The organism is Vibrio sp. L3-7, from assembly GCF_963898195.1.
Taxonomy (GTDB): domain Bacteria; phylum Pseudomonadota; class Gammaproteobacteria; order Enterobacterales; family Vibrionaceae; genus Vibrio; species Vibrio echinoideorum.
The window spans coordinates 26,016-43,726 of record NZ_CAWQUW010000022.1 but is presented as its reverse complement, the minus strand read 5'-3'; the positions used below and the strand labels follow the sequence as shown (position 1 = coordinate 43,726).

At 42.6% G+C, this 17,711-nt stretch carries 12 protein-coding genes; 4 read left to right on the top strand and 8 right to left on the bottom strand.

The features are described 5' to 3' along the window. Positions 1 to 208: 208 nt before the first annotated feature. The 4 genes from AACW75_RS15040 to AACW75_RS15025 form a co-directional block, all read right to left on the bottom strand. Complete coding sequence (locus AACW75_RS15040) at positions 209 to 1,879, bottom strand: FapA family protein (RefSeq protein ID WP_237297855.1); 1,671 nt, start codon at positions 1,877 to 1,879, stop codon at positions 209 to 211. A 568-nt stretch (positions 1,880 to 2,447) separates the two neighbouring features. Continuing rightward, positions 2,448 to 4,610 (bottom strand): GNAT family N-acetyltransferase, encoded by a 2,163-nt coding sequence (locus tag AACW75_RS15035; protein ID WP_237297854.1) that lies wholly within the window; start codon positions 4,608 to 4,610, stop codon positions 2,448 to 2,450. A 93-nt stretch (positions 4,611 to 4,703) separates the two neighbouring features. After that, positions 4,704 to 5,678, bottom strand: a complete 975-nt coding sequence (locus AACW75_RS15030) for a ParB/RepB/Spo0J family partition protein (protein ID WP_135454094.1) — start codon at positions 5,676 to 5,678, stop codon at positions 4,704 to 4,706. 5 nt (positions 5,679 to 5,683) lie between these two features. Continuing rightward, positions 5,684 to 6,901: a ParA family protein gene (locus tag AACW75_RS15025; protein WP_017075623.1), complete on the bottom strand. Its 1,218-nt coding sequence runs from the start codon at positions 6,899 to 6,901 to the stop codon at positions 5,684 to 5,686. Between the two features lie 1,279 nt (positions 6,902 to 8,180). Between AACW75_RS15025 and AACW75_RS15020 the strand changes: the two genes are divergently transcribed. Next, a complete protein-coding gene (locus AACW75_RS15020; RefSeq protein WP_017075622.1) occupies positions 8,181 to 10,160 on the top strand; it encodes a replication initiator protein RctB domain-containing protein in 1,980 nt (659 codons plus the stop codon). 422 nt (positions 10,161 to 10,582) lie between these two features. On the opposite strand, the gene AACW75_RS15015 is transcribed toward AACW75_RS15020, so the two are convergent. The 3 genes from AACW75_RS15015 to AACW75_RS15005 are packed head-to-tail and all read right to left on the bottom strand — an operon-like array spanning position 10,583 to position 12,885. Continuing rightward, a complete protein-coding gene (locus AACW75_RS15015) occupies positions 10,583 to 11,122 on the bottom strand; it encodes a transcriptional regulator (RefSeq protein WP_135454093.1) in 540 nt (179 codons plus the stop codon). Beyond that, complete coding sequence (locus tag AACW75_RS15010; RefSeq protein WP_145569554.1) at positions 11,119 to 12,051, bottom strand: ATP-binding cassette domain-containing protein; 933 nt, start codon at positions 12,049 to 12,051, stop codon at positions 11,119 to 11,121. The genes AACW75_RS15015 and AACW75_RS15010 overlap by 4 nt, the downstream gene beginning before the upstream one ends. Before the next feature lie 9 nt (positions 12,052 to 12,060). Further along, a complete protein-coding gene (locus tag AACW75_RS15005; RefSeq protein WP_145569552.1) occupies positions 12,061 to 12,885 on the bottom strand; it encodes an ABC transporter ATP-binding protein in 825 nt (274 codons plus the stop codon). A 362-nt stretch (positions 12,886 to 13,247) separates the two neighbouring features. Here AACW75_RS15005 and AACW75_RS15000 point away from each other — a divergent pair, with 362 nt between their 5' ends. Next, on the top strand, positions 13,248 to 13,442 hold the full coding sequence (locus AACW75_RS15000; protein WP_017075617.1) for a hypothetical protein: 195 nt from the start codon (positions 13,248 to 13,250) through the stop codon (positions 13,440 to 13,442). A gap of 264 nt (positions 13,443 to 13,706) precedes the next feature. Continuing rightward, positions 13,707 to 14,192: an NADAR family protein gene (locus tag AACW75_RS14995; RefSeq protein ID WP_029225126.1), complete on the top strand. Its 486-nt coding sequence runs from the start codon at positions 13,707 to 13,709 to the stop codon at positions 14,190 to 14,192. Between the two features lie 200 nt (positions 14,193 to 14,392). Here the strand turns inward: AACW75_RS14995 and AACW75_RS14990 are convergent, their stop codons facing one another. Continuing rightward, complete coding sequence (locus AACW75_RS14990) at positions 14,393 to 15,151, bottom strand: substrate-binding periplasmic protein (protein ID WP_017075615.1); 759 nt, start codon at positions 15,149 to 15,151, stop codon at positions 14,393 to 14,395. A gap of 88 nt (positions 15,152 to 15,239) precedes the next feature. Between AACW75_RS14990 and AACW75_RS14985 the strand changes: the two genes are divergently transcribed. After that, a complete protein-coding gene (locus AACW75_RS14985; RefSeq protein ID WP_237297853.1) occupies positions 15,240 to 17,645 on the top strand; it encodes a response regulator in 2,406 nt (801 codons plus the stop codon). Positions 17,646 to 17,711: the final 66 nt, after the last annotated feature.

Genomic DNA, 17,711 nt, shown 5'->3' with positions numbered 1-17,711 from the left:
ACCTATAACAACATGAGGCCGCACCTTAGTCTCAGAATGAAAACTCCAAATGAGGTGCATGAAAAAAGCCAACAGCTGACGCTGTTGACTTAGTAGAAATACTGTCAACGTATTTTAGGACGAGACAGTCAAATTAGTCAGATAAACTCGCTAACTGACTCAACTCAGAGTCGTTCAGTTATAGTTGTCGCTGAAACCGAAACTGAGATTATAGAGAAATATCTTCTTGTTCCATTTTGAATGAACACTGGATCTCGTATTGGTTGAATGAGAACACACTCCCACCATGAGTTCGCTTGGTCGTCACCGTCTCATCACCAAACTGAACAGTGACTCGGGTATAAACCTTTTCATGCGCTTCTACCGTGCACTCAGCAAGATTCGTTTCAAACTCTGCTTCGAGTGTATCTAACTGTGATTTAGTGCTTTCGATTGCTTGATTGTTTTTTTCTCGTTGTTGCTCAATTTCCAACGCCTGCGCTTCACTTCTCTCAGCTTTTGGTCGCTTCTTGAATTCGAGCTCTTGACGAATCACACCCATTGTTTGCTCTTGAGCGTGTTTATAAGTTTCCTTCACTTCGGCAATCTTTTGTCTGTATCCATCGTAGCGTGCAAATCCATGAACCTTGGTCGCTGTATCTCCCTCAACACCCAAAAACACACATTCGACTTTACCGCCGACTTTAGCTTCGCCACCACTGAGCGTTCCGTGTTTCTTCAAAGAATCCATCACGGTAAGGTTGTTACCACAGCGAATGTCGTTACCCATGCTGTGTACGCCAAGTCGAATATCATTCGCTGTTTGCAACTCTGCATTCTGCGCATAGCTTGCTGTGATAGAACCTTTTGTGAAAACCTTACAACTTTTGGGTTCGCCTTCTTTGGCTGTGTGACCAATAATTCCTTTCGCGACTTTAATATCGCCCTGAGCCTGAACTTCTGCCGACTCAATAAAACCGCCAACAGTAATACTCCCTGTCGCCTTAACGATCATTCCCGGCTCGATGTTTCCAGAAACAAACACATTACCTTTAAATTTAACGTGGCCAGTAGATACATCAACATTGCTAACACACAACGCATCGTCGACTTCAATGGTACGGTCTTTAATGATGGGCAAACCAGGGTATGAGGCGAGTAGTAAGTTGGGGTCTTTAGGGGAAATGTAGGTACCTTTGCCAGGTTTGATTAAACTGTCCTGTCCAGGAAGCGGCGGGATAATTCGCCCTTGGACGGTAAAGCCAGCAATGCCTTTCGTAGCAGGGGTACGTTTCATTAACTGATCATTTTGACCAACAGTAATGGTTTCTCCCAAATCTCGCATATCGATCTTGCCTTCGTCTTTATTTCGGGGCTTCAAGACTTGGCGAGTAATATCTTCAACCAATGCTGCGAACTTTGCATCTTTTCCCTTTACGGGTTGCGTGCCTTTGGCAACTGGCTGAGTAAACTTTTCACCCGGTTTCAGTTTGCTGCTCATCATCAGTACTTTTCTGAGGGCTAACTTATTAATGCCTTTTGTTATCTGAGCCAAAGCTAAGCAGTGAATAATGTCACTACCGCGTAATGCTTTTCCACTATATGGCCCAGTCACGACGAGGCTGGCGAGCATCTCATCATCAGACAATTCGACGGCAACAGTTGCATCACGCACTTCAGCAATCAAAATACCGTCGTACGCTTCTCCCTTCCCCTCTTTAGCAAGAGTAACAAAACGCAACACCTCTTCTTCAAAAAGAAAATAGTTTGATACGCTTAATGCTTCCAAGGCTGGTGGTAGTGTCTTGTTGTCAAAGCTTGCGTCGACCACAATCCCCGACGGCAGACGTGCAATCACTTGTTGCTTGTCTTCTGACAATGTAACGATGTTATCCCACATTCGAATTGAGTATCCCTAATGACTCAGTTGTTATTCAGTCTATATAATTCGTTCTGACCTTAGAATCACCGCATTTGAATAATCAGCGTCACATCACTTACTTTCGATTTTGCAAAGATGACTCATAAGTAAGACAGGTCCATTTTATGGTCCTCTTCACCTTTACAAATAAAAAGCAGATTTATTTAACAATTTTTCTAAGTCGAGATAATTCTGATTAAAGACAAATTCAAGATTTAGAAACCATCTATCGAGACTTAGTTCCTTCAATCAGAAGTTGCCTAAATAATTATATGGCCATGAAAAAATCAATAGAGGTATAAAAACACCAAATAAGATATTGGTTACAGCAGGGGAATATAGATTGACAGAACACGTAGATCACAAGACCAAGCAGATGAGGTCAGCAGATTGTTTACGTTATAATAAAAGACAGAGAAGCCGACACGGAGACGAGTAGGTGGATGATGAAGCAAGCGAATATAACGATGTTGAGGTTGAGGTTCAGTTTACAGTGTAAATCCAACTTTCTAATTTACACTGTAAATCCAATTCAAAGCTAATCTATCTATTTACACTGTAAATTTGATAATAGGACATCGACATCTAATCGAAACTGAGCCTCTGCCTGTTTCCGTCCAACAAGGTTAAATTGTTCGACACAAGTCCCCCACCCTTTCTGTTGAACGACTTTTGCGATTAGCAAATCTGAAATACCAGAATCCAATACACTAGAACCAATAGCACCAGATAACTTAGATTTAAGCCTTTTGTCGTCACGAACATTGTTGAGCAAGATTAGCTTCAACACACTAAAACCAATACTGTCGTAGCTATTACCACCATCGACATAATTCCTGATTAACTGTATTTCAAACTCACTTACAGACTCAGCATTGCTTGGCAGTAGCGCACGCACCATATCAGTTTCAAGAGAAGTAAAAGAGCCTGACATCAGAAAACAGTAACTACGTTCAAAGTGACCTTGCAGCTGACCAATCCAACCTTGAGCATTCTCGTTAAGCGGCTTAACCATTAATACCGAGTGACAGCCACTAGCCTGATCTCGTTGATGGCCAATATGAACAGGTACAAATTCGTTATGTCGCCAGAAAGAAATCAGTTCGCTAGTCGCACCAAAGCTTGTCGCCAAATAATCTGCTTGGTCAGTTTGCTCAGATAATTTATCCAGCATCCAGCTACCGATACCCAAACTTTGATGGCGGTTTGAAACAGCAATGCGCATCACTCGGACACAACGGCTCTTTGCCGCTTGTGTCGAACCAAGCTGGTTTGCCATTAGAATGGGAGCAAGATGACCGAGTGGTCTTCGCTTCCCAATCTGTATTTGAGTAATCAATTCAATATCCAACCCACCCTCTTCCGTAACCAACATACAACCCAAGCAATCGTCTTGTTGCCAAGCCGCGTATAAATGGATAGCCGGGTTATTAAGAAACTGAATTAAGTCATTTGGAGAAGTCTGATAGTGAGCATCAACCAAAAGCGCAAAACATTGTTGAAGCTTCTCAGGGTCAGCCAAACAATCTGCTTTTGATAACTCAACCAGTTCTAAATGATTCGTTGCATAAACAGAAACATCATCTTGTTCGATCGCATTGAGAGCAGGCAAATCACAAGGTGACAGGTCGTTATTAAGAAGAAAGCAATCAAACAACCAACGCTCTAGGGGATCATGATTATTCCAACGGATTGGTTGTTCCAGTTTGTAGCCTTTCCAACCCGGGCGATGCTCAGAAAGCCAAGCTTCAAATTTAAGCCCGAACCCTCGCCCACTTCCTTCGTATCCATGAACAGTGGTTGAAAAAACCATACGATGATAAACATCTACCATAGATTTAAGCATAGGGATTGGAATAGCGGCCGCCTCGTCAACCAACAACAAGTCACAATTAGGCTTAGATTTGAGTAACTCATCTGGCGCGACGAATCTTAAGCTTCCGCCTTGATGACGAATATGGGTAGCGTTAACGGCTTCGTAAGTTTCTAGCCGTTCGGTTGCATGAGAAAAGACCGGCTCAACCGCTTTAACAGAAGGTGCAGTAACAATAATATTTAACCCATTGCGCTCAGCCAAGAGCTGCGCAGCAGCAATTCCCAGTGTAGAGCTTTTACCGCGACCTCTATCGGCAGTCAGAATTAAAGGACGCTTTCTGTGTCCAGAGACAATCTTTTTTACTAATTCTATCGCCGTCTTTTGTTGTTCAAATCTATCAAAACAATCCGGCTGGGTTAATTTTTCAGGCAATGTATTGCGAGTATAAAGCTGCGCTAACTGTTCATCGTCTTGAGATATAGAAAACAGTTTAGCGAAATTGGACGCTAACCAACGTTTGCCAAAAGCAGAATCCATCCCCTCTTCAGACTCTTCCGTTTTCGGCGGTATAACTAACAACAAACCGCCACCGATTAACGCACCAAGTGCAGCACTAAAACTGTTAGCATCAAACTGCTCTCTAAAATCACAAACAAGAATCTGGCATTCACGACCAAGAAGCTGTTGACCTTTCTTTACTTGAACATGAGTCACACCATCAAATGGATCCCCACCAACCTGGAAAATGGTTTGAGGGTTCACATCTTGAAGGAAAGTTAAAACAGAAGAGTTTTGCCAATCGCATTCGCCATTAAAGACCACCCCAAAACGGTGATCATTATGTTGGGCAATATTGGAGAGTGTATGTAGAAAAGTGTTGGTTGGGTTTGTCATAGTGAGCGTCCAGATTTATCTAAACACAGTTTATCACAGCCAAATAAAAAGCCGCATAATGCGGCTTTAGAGTTGTAATGGAAAGTCGTCGACTTAGTCGAGCTTCGATTGAACGAAGGCTAAAATCTCTTCCATTGTCGCATCATCAACTTTCTTAAGGTTCAACGCCAAGTTTGAACCCTTGCGGCTGTATGAAGCACGGCCTTTGATAAGCTCAACTTTTGGAGAAACTTTTTTAGCTGGCGCAGGTGCCAGTTCAAAAATCCAACCTTCTAAAGTCTCTGTAACGTCTTTTGTTAAACGAGTGACACCCTGAGCTTCACTACGTTGCCATACAAAACCTTCAGAAGCATCACACTTAGTCAGTAATGTTTGCTGCTGCTCGCCAGTCAGACCACCAAATTGTTTGTGCAGTTTAACAATAGTAGGACGGCCAAGATCACTCACATTTGGGTAAGCTTGTAGCAATTCAAGAGGCAAAGCCGCTGCTTTCAACGCGCCACTCACCAAAGCTTCACTGCACTGGAACATTTTCGCTAGTGCTTTTTGATCTTCAGCTTCGCCTTTATCAAGTTTAGCTTGCATCTCTTTGCCCTTCTCATACAGAGAAAGTGGCTTATGAGCGTTGGCAACGTCTGATAAGAACTTAGCGTGTTCGCCGTTAATATTTTCAGCAACATAGATTAGGAACTCTTTGTCGGCCAAAATACATGACATGCGACGACGACTACCATCAAGAACTTCAATCTTGCCGTCTTTATTCTTACGACCAACCGCCGGATATTGTTGGCCGCGCTCTTTTAATGTTGTAAGAACATCAGAAAGCGCGTGTTCATTTAAGAAAGATTGCTCACGAGCATTCTCTTCAAAAACAACTGTTCGAGTTGCAACATCAGCCGCGGGAATTCGAACCAATTCAAATGAAACCAGCTCTTCACCCGCAACAGAAAGCTCAATCACTTGAGCCTGTTCTTTTGCTGCCGTTTGCGCTTCTTGTGGTGTAGCTACGCGACGTTTGTTTGCTTTACCAAATAGCTTTGCATTTAAGTCAGATGTTTTAATTGCCATTTTTGTTATCCCTGATTAAGTGAAGGCCAATTGCTATGTAATACTCGCTCTAATTCTAGAGCACTTTTTTGTACCGCATCTTGAGCAACCGCCAGCGTTTTCTTACCGCCCTCAAAGTCGCTAACCGTTAGGTCGAAAACCGTGCTGTAAGTATCTGCACAAGTTTCAAAAGCACGGCTTCTTGGAATAGTTGCCATCATGACTTGGTCATTCAACAGGTAGTTCATCTCTGTTAATACTGATACCTGCTTCTTGTTATCGTCTTCAAACATGGTTGGCATCAGGCGAACAAACTCAAGCCCTTTCCAATCTTCCGGGAACATCTCGTACACCGTAGGTAAATGCTGGAAGAAGTTAACCGTTGAAGCCCAATCCAAACGCTTTGCCGCACATGGAATAAGAAGTGCATTTGACGCGTACATCGCGTTCCACACTAGCGGGTCAACGTGCGGACCGGTATCGATCATAATCACATCAAAATCATCAGCTATTTTGTCGATAAGCTTCTCTTTTAACAGACGAACGATATCAAGTGACTGATCTTGAGACAGGCTTTGCCACGCTTCAGCGTTAAACATCGCGTCTTCTGGGAACGCAGAAATCGTCTTCAGATTTGGATATTGTGTTGGCAATAGTACATTCTTGCGAAGGAATTCCAGGTCGACATCTTGGCCTTCAGGCACATTGTCCAGCATGATATCGACGGCAGAATAGATACTGTCGTGCTCTGCACCACTAATTTGTGGGTTTAAGAACAGACGCAAAGAACCTTGTGGGTCCAAGTCAATCAAACAGATACGGTAGCGCTTATCTAAATTCAGAGACAAGCAAGCCGCTAGATGAACCGCTGTCATTGATTTACCCGTACCACCCTTTTGGTTCTGTACGTTGATAACCCATGGCTTGTTGTCTACATGCTGTTTACGTTGGTGGAACTTTGGCACTTCAGCCGCGTCCATCAACATGTGAGCTTCCGTCAATGAAATCGAGTAATGATTGGCGTTGTTCTTTGTAAACTGATGACCATCCGCTTCAAGCTTGTTGATAGCCTCATCCAATTTTCGACGAGTTAAGCCTGAACGCGTCTCCATCATAGCTTTAGACATTGGAGGGAAATGTTCATCACTTCGCTCTTCCAGAATAATCTCAATTCGGTCAGCCTGAACTTGTTGAGTTTGTTCGGCCAGCTGATAGAGCTTATCAATCGTTTGTTCTCTTTTCATTGCCAGTTTCCGTAATGATTAACTAACCACAAATTGTACAGCGATCAATGACAAACACAACAAAAACATGAACATTCATTTATGAGCAAAATCACATAAAATAGACATCGTTTTTACAATTCGATGAAACATTAGCTTAGATGAACACAAAAATTTCCGATTTTACCTCCTCTAACCATGTTATTTCTCCTCTACATTTAAAATGTCACAACGTCACTTATTTACAATGTAAATGTCATTTCAACAAAAAACTGTCGGAACGATTGAAATACAACCATAGATTACGGTTCGTGTGATTTGCATTCGAAATTAGCAGATTTTCAATTTTTACTTCATTACAAAAATAGTAAAACCAGAAAGTGGGCTAGCGAACTAAAATAAAAATGAAGGAGGAGCGTAACTCGGCAAACAAAATGACGCCAGAGTCGGAAGAATGATCAAGGAGTACATCTCTCATTAAAAAATTGATTAGGCCACATTACGAAGCATGATCAAGGTGTAGTCTTATTAATATTGATCCGAATGAATGACCGTTCTAAATGATCAACCTCCGGAAAAATGATCAAGTAGATATCATTCCGGAAGCATGTATTTTTGGTGCTAAGTTACGGACAAATGCTTTTGTAATGGGGATTCAGGGCCTATAACGCCTAATTTGTTGAAAACTCAATCTGCACAGGGAGAGAATACTCGAACATGACAATTTCATGATCATGCTTCCTGTATAATGCGTATCAATGAGAACCCACGTTAAATACATCGAAGTAACCAACTAACATCAAATACAGACCAAGTTTTGTACTAGAAGGATTCAGAACAATAAAAATAGCGATCTCTTGATCATTGTTCCGATGGATTTACAATAAAAAATATCCACATTCGCAGCTTAAAAGTAACTGAGAAGCGCATCGAAAATCTCGGGCTGTGGATAAGCTGTATAAGTATAATGATCATGCTTTCGACTCAATAATGATCATGCTTACAATGAGTTAATGATCATAGTTCTGATGTTCTGTGATCATGCTTTCCCTATAATAATGATCATCGTTTCGTGTTTCTTATGATCATGCTTTCCACGCAACATTTTTTTTACTGTTTAAATTCAGTAACTTACAAGGCAACCGACGCCCAGATCATTAGATCACTTAATCATTTAAGATCATATTAATCAAAAAGATCAGTTATTTAAAAGCCAATAAATTCTCTTTATTTATGATCATTCTTTCTTTATCATTCAGGAACTATAGTGAAATTACGGTTAGTGTGATACGGATCAAAAATGAAACCAGAAGAGAAATTGTTAATTAAGGCACGAAGCCACAAAGATGGTCATTTATTTGAGGTATCTGAAACAGCTGTTGAATGGATAGAACAATATCAACACTTCAAAGGTGTCACCAAAAGCATAATAGAACTTCTTAACCTAATTTCACTTCGTGGGTTTAGCAGCCGAGACGGATATGTTTCTACAACTGAAATTATCGAATCAACCGATGGTCAAGTGACTCGTGCAGCCTTGCAACAAAGGCTGAGAGCGGCTGTAAGTATTGGTCTTTTCAAACAACTTCCTGTTCGATTTGAAGAGGGCCTTGCTGGTAAAACCATGCTACATCGCTTTGTTAACCCGAACCAATTGATATCGGTATTAGGTGCGACCAGCTTAGTAACTGAAAGCGTAAAGCAAAATGAAAAGCAAAAACGTTCTAAGGCTCTAGCTCAAACTAAAGTAAACAAACGTTTATTGAATGAACACGGACTGAATACCCCACCGACGATGAAAGATGAAGCAGATCAATTCATTGTTTCGCCAACCAATTGGGCTGGGATTATTGATCAAGCGTTAGCACCACCAAGAACGCGTAAAAGTTACCAGAAATCTATGGTTTCGATCTCTGGCACTCGAGCGGTGATCGAGACACGATCTTCTAAAAATATTATGACGGTTGATGATCTGATGACGCTATTCGCGTTATTCACGCTAACCGTTCAATATCATGATCATCACCAAGATGATTATCATCTAGACGCGAAACACACGCCCAACAAAACACCACTCTACATCACTGATATTTTGTCTTTACGAGGCAAAAAAGACAGTGGCCCAGCTCGTGATTCGATCCGCGATAGTATTGATCGTATCGAGTTTACGGATTTTCAACTTCACGAGCTTACAGGCCGCTGGCTCAGTGAGAACATGCCAGAAGGCTTTAAGAGTGATCGTTTCCGATTCTTAGCTAGAACCATTACCGCATCAGAAGAAGCGCCTACAGAGGGCTCTGACGGCGAAATTCGTATCAAACCGAACCTATACATCCTTGTCTGGGAACCTTCGTTTTACGAAGAGCTACTTACTCGCGATTATTTCTTCCTGTTCCCGCCTGAAATTCTGAAGCAACATACCTTGGTATTCCAAATGTATTCCTATTTCAGAAGCCGAATGGCACGTCGTCATACGGACTGCATGTTACTGAGCGAACTGAATCAGAAATTGGCTCGCAATATCGATTGGCGTCGTTTCTCTATGGATCTGGTTCGCGAACTCAGGAAGCTCGGAGAAGTTGGGGATCAAGAGGATACTTTCTTAGTTAACTTGTGGGGTTATCACCTAACGATCACGTCGTTGATCGAAAAAGGTAAGACAACCGATTATCAGGTCGATATCAAATGTAATGTGGAAGAGGTGTTGCGTTACTCAAGAGCACGTACCACCAACGCCGGAAAGCGTAATATGGCACCAACGCTCCCGAACCCACTTCGTAATGAGATGGTCTCTAAGCAAAAATTGGAAGAGCTGTCTGAGATTATTGATGGTGAATTTGAGCCCATTCAACGTAAAGCGCCGTCACCAAGAGGCAAATTGGGACGTCGAGTTAAACAACGTAAACACTCTGTCGAGATCAATGCCGACGAGATCATGATAACTCTATCCAAATATACCTCAGCAGAGGCTCTAGAACGCAGCATAACGGCTTTATCAGCAATGACAGGGCACTCACATGCCTCAATTAAAGAAGAGTGCTCAGAGCTTATTGAGAAGCTTGATTGGCTAAGAGTAGGGGAGGACGTTATCCCATACGAAACACTGAGTAGGTTGATTGAGCTGTACAACGACCGCGACAGCACCAGCAATCGACATTTGTCCATTGAGCGTCTTATCTCGGGTTTGGCTGTGCGTCGTAAAGTATGTAAACAAGTTCACGAAGGTCATCTAGACGAGAATGTGTTCTTAGCGCTCGATGAAATGGCGGTTGGCCATTAGTCATCCACCGGTACCAATAAGCCTGTATTGACGGTCGATGAATAGATAGTTTGAACACATTAGGTGCTGATTAAAACCGCACTTAACGCTGACAAAGCGATGACAATGTAACGCATCCAGTTGATTATTATTTATCCCGAATAGACAACCTTTTGTCCTTTCTTATGATTAATAGATTGGCTCATATTTTGTTACATCATACTGAATAGATTTTTGCGAGTTCCCAAGGGACTCGCTTTTTTTTGCCTAAAATTCATCTCACCATTTCATATAGCTATTAAGATTCAACATCTTACAGAATTAACCCTTGAAGCATGATCAAGGTTAGAGCATGCTTTCTGTAGATCGGGTCTTTTTAAGAGGAGTGGGTGTCACTCAAGGTCTTAGGTCTGATGCGACAGTCTTTGATCGAGAAGGGGTGATCAATGAAGCTGATGTTTAACTCTACCTTGATCATCGTTCTGGTTTTGGCTCGCCATAAATCGTACATGCGACTCGATCAACTTTTCTGACTCTTCTTGCCAACGTGTTTCATGTTGCTGATTCGCAAACTCCAGAGCCAGCACACACAAGTGTTGCACTCGCTGTGTACACCACTCTTGCAAGCCAGGTTCTGCTCTAGGATCACATGAAACGGCCTGCAGTTTGCTGTAACCAAACATCAGGTACTGATAGGCCTTTTCTTGATGGTGCGAGTTGCTAGCCCCGTGCGGAGCCACTTCTGGATTCAATGACAAGCTCAATGATGTTTGTGCTTCGCTTCTGTACCGATAAAACGTAAAGATTCTCAGGCATCCGTCTAACCAACATGCGATACCCTTGCTCTGTTTATCTGTGATCAAAGGCCCCCAGAGTGCATCTGGAGGCGTTAAGATCAAAGGTTCCAACCTTTCCACTTGATCATGCTTTCGGTCTTTGTACCAATCTTCGATGCGCTCTAACCAAGTGTCTAGTTCATTCATGCAACATTATCCCACTGTTTTACAAAGTGATTATCAGCAACTTGCTTTACTTTATGCTGTATTTCACTGCTTTGCTCTCGAATACGATCAGCGTCTATTGAATAGTTTGGCTCATTTTTGACAAGTTCGCCAAATGGTAGATCGGGATCCGGTACCGCGGAGATCAACAATTTAGTGTACGGGTGTTGGGGGTTGGTTAAGATCGACTGCGTTGATCCCCACTCGACGATCTGGCCTTTGTACATCACTGCTGTCTCTTCAGCTATGTAATGTGCAGTGGCAAGATCGTGGGTAATGTACAAAAAGCCAATTCCTAACTCTTGCTTCATTCGTTGCATTAGGTTTAACACGCCAAGGCGAATCGAGACATCTAACATCGAGGTCGGTTCATCGGCGAGGATAACCTCGGCCCCAACCGCAAGCGCTCTTGCCAGGTTAACCCTCTGTCTTTGGCCTCCACTGAGCTCGTGTGGGTATTTGGCGAGAGTTTCTATGGGTAACTCCACCAGCGTTAATAACTCCTTGAGACGCTCTGCTAGTGCCTTTTTGTTGGCGACTTGCTTATGGATTTTAAGAGGGCGCGTTAAATGGTGCTCAATGGTGTGGGTTGGATTGAGTGAACTAAACGGGTCTTGGAATACCATTTGTACGCGGCTGCGGTAATCCAAGATATCTTTACGGCTGTTTAGCGTGGAGATGTCTTTGCCTTTGAATAATATCTCTCCCTCTGTCGCTGGGTAAACCTTGGTCATCAATCGGGCACAGGTGCTTTTTCCGCAACCCGATTCACCAACCAGTGCCAGTGTTTTCCCTGCATACAAGTCAAAGCTCACGCCATGCAGTGCTCTGAAAATTTCTTCTTTGCCAAATCCACCACCAACAGTGAACTCTTTAACGAGGTTTTTTACTTGAAAAATAGGTTGTGACATTGAGCTCTCCTAGCACGCGGTCGCGTGAGCATGTTGGTGAATATTAGGGAATGAACTCCAAAGCTTTTGGGTGTAGGAGTGCTGCGGATTGTTACGAATTTCATAAGCTTGGTTAATTTCAACAATCTGACCGTGACGCATGATGGCAATGCGATCGCACAGTTGACTCATAAGAGCCAGGTCGTGGGTGATAAAGAGTATCGAGAAACCAAACTCCTCTCTGAGCTGGTGTATTTGTTGCAGTATCTCGCGCTGTACAACTACGTCCAGTGCGGTGGTTGGCTCGTCCATGATGATCAGCTTAGGGTTTAGAGCGAGAGCAATGGCAATCACCAAACGCTGGCGCATGCCGCCACTGAATTGGTGAGGGTACTCTGTGAGTCGGTGGCGTGGAATATTCACCAGATCGAGTAACTTCTCGGCGCGATCTTTGGCTTGTTCGTTGGTTATGCCTTTGTGATGACGTAAAACATCAGCGAACTGCTCTTGAATGGTTAAGACAGGGTTGAGCGAGTTCATTGCGCTCTGGAAGACCATAGCAATCTCACTCCAACGCAACGTATTTAAATGGTTATCAGATAAGCTCAACAGGTCTTGTCCGTTAAACAGTATCTTTCCCCCTGAGATAAAAGCCGGTGGCTTATGCAGGCGGTTAATGGCAAAAGCGATGGTACTTTTACCACAGCCTGATTCCCCGGCTAAGCCAAAGATTTCTCCTTGACCTATGCTAAAGCTCACGGATTTTACCGCATTAAAATCGCCGTCATCGGTGATGTAATCGACACACAAGTTCTTCACTTCGAGAAGAGGTGTATCTGAATTTTCCATAGACATGATAAATACTCAGTTATGATATTGATAACTATTATCATTAGCATGTGTTGGATTTAGTGAAAGCGATGAGCACAAAAAGAATGAAGTGCCTCGAAAATTATCTTGGGTTATTTCACGAATTTTCAGTGGAAAAGAATAAATGAGAAAGGGGAAAATGAGAGTTAGATCAAACCACATTTATTATGGGGAATCTTGTAAATGTAATCCCAGAAAATGGCTTTGGCAAAGTTTAAATGAGCCATTTATTAATTAGCTTTGTGAAGCGTCGGAATCATCACATTTCAGTACAGAATCTCTTAACAAGCTAAATTGTATTTGCTACAGATTACCTGTCCATTACATGGTGCTTTTCGGAGGAAAACATGTCCATTAATTCTATCAACCATGATGAAATGACAAATATCGCAAACAAGTGGGATGCTGAAGAAGAAGTATCTTTTAAACCAGAAAAGAAAATGAAATCTGCTGAAGCTCGTCGTCGTATTGAGGTTCTAAGAGAAATTAGAGAAAGCGGTTTTAGTCTGGAAGAAGCGAGGGAGCTAGGTCTGATTCACTAATCAGTCTGATTGAACGTAAGAGGGTAGCGCAATGCTACCCTTTGATTAATAAGAAACTTTCTTTGTTTTTTCTAGTTGAAACAAATGATAACGATTATTCTATCCTGCCAATTAGTTGAGTAAATTCTTTTCAATGTCACTTCTTTCCAACTAAAAACATGTTGATGGCTTACTCTTGAACTAAGTTGTTTGACAGCAATATTCAACGCCACTAATTTTAAGGTTAAAGCAAAAATATGCGATGTCGTTGGTAAGGAGAAGGCTATGTCTAGTTCTGTGGCTAAAGCCAAAGAAGTATTGTTTTATGAACCCGAAGATCCAAATGGATACCTCTCAAATTTCGCGGCGTGTCCTATTCGGGTTGACGATCAAATCTGGGCAACCAGCGAGCATTATTATCAAGCGATGAAATTTGCCTCTGAAGCGCTACGTGTTTCTATCCTAGAAGCCAGAACACCCGCAGAAGCCTTCTCTTTAAGTCGAGATTACCAAGACCAAGTTCGTGAAGATTGGTATGACATTCGTGTTGAAGTGATGGAATTTATTGTGACTGAGAAGTTTAAACAGAATCCACAGTTTGCTCTGTTTCTCGCTAATACTGGAGACTCGGTTATCAAGGAGCATTCCCACAAAGACCATTTCTGGGGAGATGGTGGTGATGGAACTGGCGAGAATCGTTTAGGTGAGATCTTGATGGTGGTACGTCAACAACTTCGATCTCAACAATTGCATTCGAACGCGTCGCATTAACTAACTCGCGAATGAATCTATCCGGATTCTAGTTAAACGTTTGTTTACCTAAAAATGAATTTAAAAGGCCGCTCTGCAATTTAGTATTAGTCTAATCTAATCTAAGCAGAGCGGCCTTTTCGTTGCAAGTCGTAAGGTGACTAAGAGTAGAAAAGTGCTCTATAACGTCAGCTAGGCGCTAATACAAATAAATGAAGGGGCTATAAATACCCTTGTACGATGTCATCTAGTTGTCCATCGTCTTTCATTTGGTCGAGACGCTGGTCGATGAAGCTTTGCAGCTTAGGATCCATTTCAGGGTCAAATGCTAAATGAATAGGGTAGTTATTGATCACTGAACCAAATTCTTGCATCTGGTAATCATCAATACTTAACTTCTGCTCGTTTAGGTTGTATTTGATTCTCGATTCCATCTCAACAAAAACGGTATCACCCGGAGTTCGATTTAATACACGAAAAGCCGCGCTGTAATCTTTAACTCGAATCTCGTTGAGCTTGCCTTGTTTGATGTAAGGCTCTAGGTTTGGATACTCAAACCCCACCAGCAAGACCACCGCTTTTCCGTTTAAGTCGTCGATAGTATTGAACTCAAATGGTTCCTTGCCACTACTGAGCAATACGTGTTTTACATTGTAAATCGGATCTTTAGACAGGTTTACAGATTGGATGTTTCCCCAACTAGGGCTGCCGTAGGTTACCCAATTTGGATTCTCTCGAGCATCTAGCTTGTCTATCATGCGGTTGAAAGGGTAGGTGTGGTAATCGATCTCGTATTGACTGTCATCGAATACTGCCTGAACAATATCAGAAACAATTCCTCTGTGAGATGACCCGTCAGTTTCGATCTGAAAAGGTTGCGCTTGGCTCGCAATAATGTAGTAGTGAATAGGTTCGCTTGAAAAAGCATAACTGCTTGAAAACAAACTGACTATGGATGCAACGATAAGATGTTTTTTCATAACCTTCCCTAGTTATTTGATGAATGACTACTATTATACTAGTTGAGTAATTGTAGTTTGCTAGGATAACAATAATGGTAATTTTTGTATGGTGAAAAAAGGAAAACGCTATATTGGACTCTCTCGACAATTGATCGGGACAATCATTGCAATCAGCACCTTATTCACAGTCATAGTGACAGGTCTGGGATTGTATGTGGAGTACCAAAATCGAGTTTCTTTTATCAGTTCTCAGATCGAACAGGTTAAAGCAGGATACCTTTCCGGCTTAACTGCGAGCTTGTGGGTTGAAGATCGTGCTCAATTACTCGTACAAGCTGAAGGCATTTCTCGCTTACCCTCCGTGAGCTACTTGCTTATTGAAAGTCCCGATGAAAAAATCTTAGAATTGGGGCAACTCACCTCTGGGCAGTCTTATTCTCAGTCTTGGGAAATGGTGCACCAAATGGGAGGTAAAGATTACCCCCTTGCGACGTTAACGGTGCAGTCCGATTTAAGCATGATCCTCAATGACTTCGAAGAACGAGTCCTCTTATTGCTTGCCTTTGAAGCCGTGAAAATTTTCTTACTGTCTGTGGTGTGTTTAACCATTGTCTATCGTCTCGTGGTTAAGCGGTTAATGGTCATGTCTTCTCAGATCAATGAGCAGCAAGTCGATGACAACAAGCCACGCTTTCTTACCCCTACAGCGTGTACTTATCAAGATGAGATATCGACACTAGAGAGCAGTTATAACCAGTCTATTGAACGAATTCGTCAACAATACCTCGAATTGGAAAAAGCCAAAGATGTCGCTGAGATTGCTAACCGCAACAAGAGTGAATTCCTTGCCAACATGAGCCACGAGATCCGTACCCCAATGAATGGGATTATCGGGTTGTCGTCTCTGCTTTCTGAAATGGACATGCCGAAAGAGCAAAAAGAGTATGTCAATATGCTCAATACCTCTTCGCTTACACTCCTTGATTTAATCAATGACATTCTTGACTACTCGAAGATCGAAGCGGGTCGTCTAGAACTGCAGCAAGAACCAATGAAGATGATGGGCATCGCAGCCGATGTTGAGTCGACCTTTAGAGTCAAAGCTGAGCAAAAAGGACTCAGATTCCAATTAGCTATCGACCCTAAAATCCCAACTATGGTCATTGGCGACGGCACTCAACTACGACAAGTGTTGAACAATTTAGCCGGCAACGCGATCAAATTTACCGAGCATGGCCATGTCACGCTCTCGCTTCATTTAGATCAAGTGATAGAGCCAGAGCAAAAACTCAGAGTGAGGTTCGAGGTTGCTGATAGCGGTATAGGTATTGCAGAAGACAAGCAACAATCGGTGTTCGATAAGTTTCAACAAGCCGACGGCAGCACCACTCGTATTTACGGAGGCACTGGGCTCGGTCTAACGATATGCGATAAGATCGTGACCTTAATGGGCAGTAAGCTTGAGCTAACCAGTGTCATAGGCAAGGGAAGTACATTCTATTTTACGGCTGACTTTGATCCGTGTTTGGATACCGATGAAAGCAACATCGATTTCAACAAAATCTCGGTGTTATTGGTGGATGACAGCCAACTGAACATGCGTATCACGTCAACACAGCTACAGTCATTCGGTGTTGCCTCTGAGTGTTGCGAGACAGCAAGCCAAGCGATAGAGCTGGTTTCAGATTCGATGGCTAAATCGTCGCCTTATGATCTCGTACTGATTGATAAAGTGATGCCAACCGTTGACGGATTCCAGCTAGCAAGAAGCTTGATTGAGCGCTTCGGTAAAGCGTGTCCTAAATTGGTGATGATATCGGCTGACCCACGAAAACAAGATGAGGTTCGAGCTAAACAAGTGGGTTTTGTTGCCTACATTGCTCGCCCTTATCAAGACAACCAGCTTAAATGGACGCTCAGTGAAGTCCTTGCGAGAGCCGCTGATACTGAAATCTTTACCTACCCAAATCGAGGTGAGGTCGCGTTCAAGGACAATGAGCCAGAATCAACAAAGCCAACAGTCTTTGTCACAGCAGCCGAATCAAATAAACAAGATTCAAGTAAAGACCAACCGAAACCAGAGCCAGTCAAAGCTGAATTTAGTGGCAAAGTCTTGGTTGTTGAAGATTCTAGAGTGAACCAACAAGTCGCTAAGATGATGCTTAAGAAGCTCGGATTCGAGGTCGACATCGCAGACAACGGTGAGATTGGTGTCGAGAAATTTAAAGCCAATGACTATGTGATGATTTTTATGGATTGTCAGATGCCTGTTCTCGATGGTTTCGAAGCGACGAAGCAGATCCGAGTACTCGAAGAGGGCTCTTCAAAACACATCCCAATTGTTGCGCTGACGGCCAACGTTGTGCAGAGAGACAAGCATTTATGTTTTGATGTCGGTATGGATGAGTTTTTACCCAAGCCAGTTAACCAAGGGAAACTGAGAGAGATCGTTGCAAGTTTCTTGTCGAAAGAGACAGAGTCGAGCAAGGAACATGAGCAGAAGATTGTTTAGGCTAGATGCTTGTGAAGACTGGGCATAGGGTAAAAATGCAATAAAAAAGGTGGTCAGCATAGACCA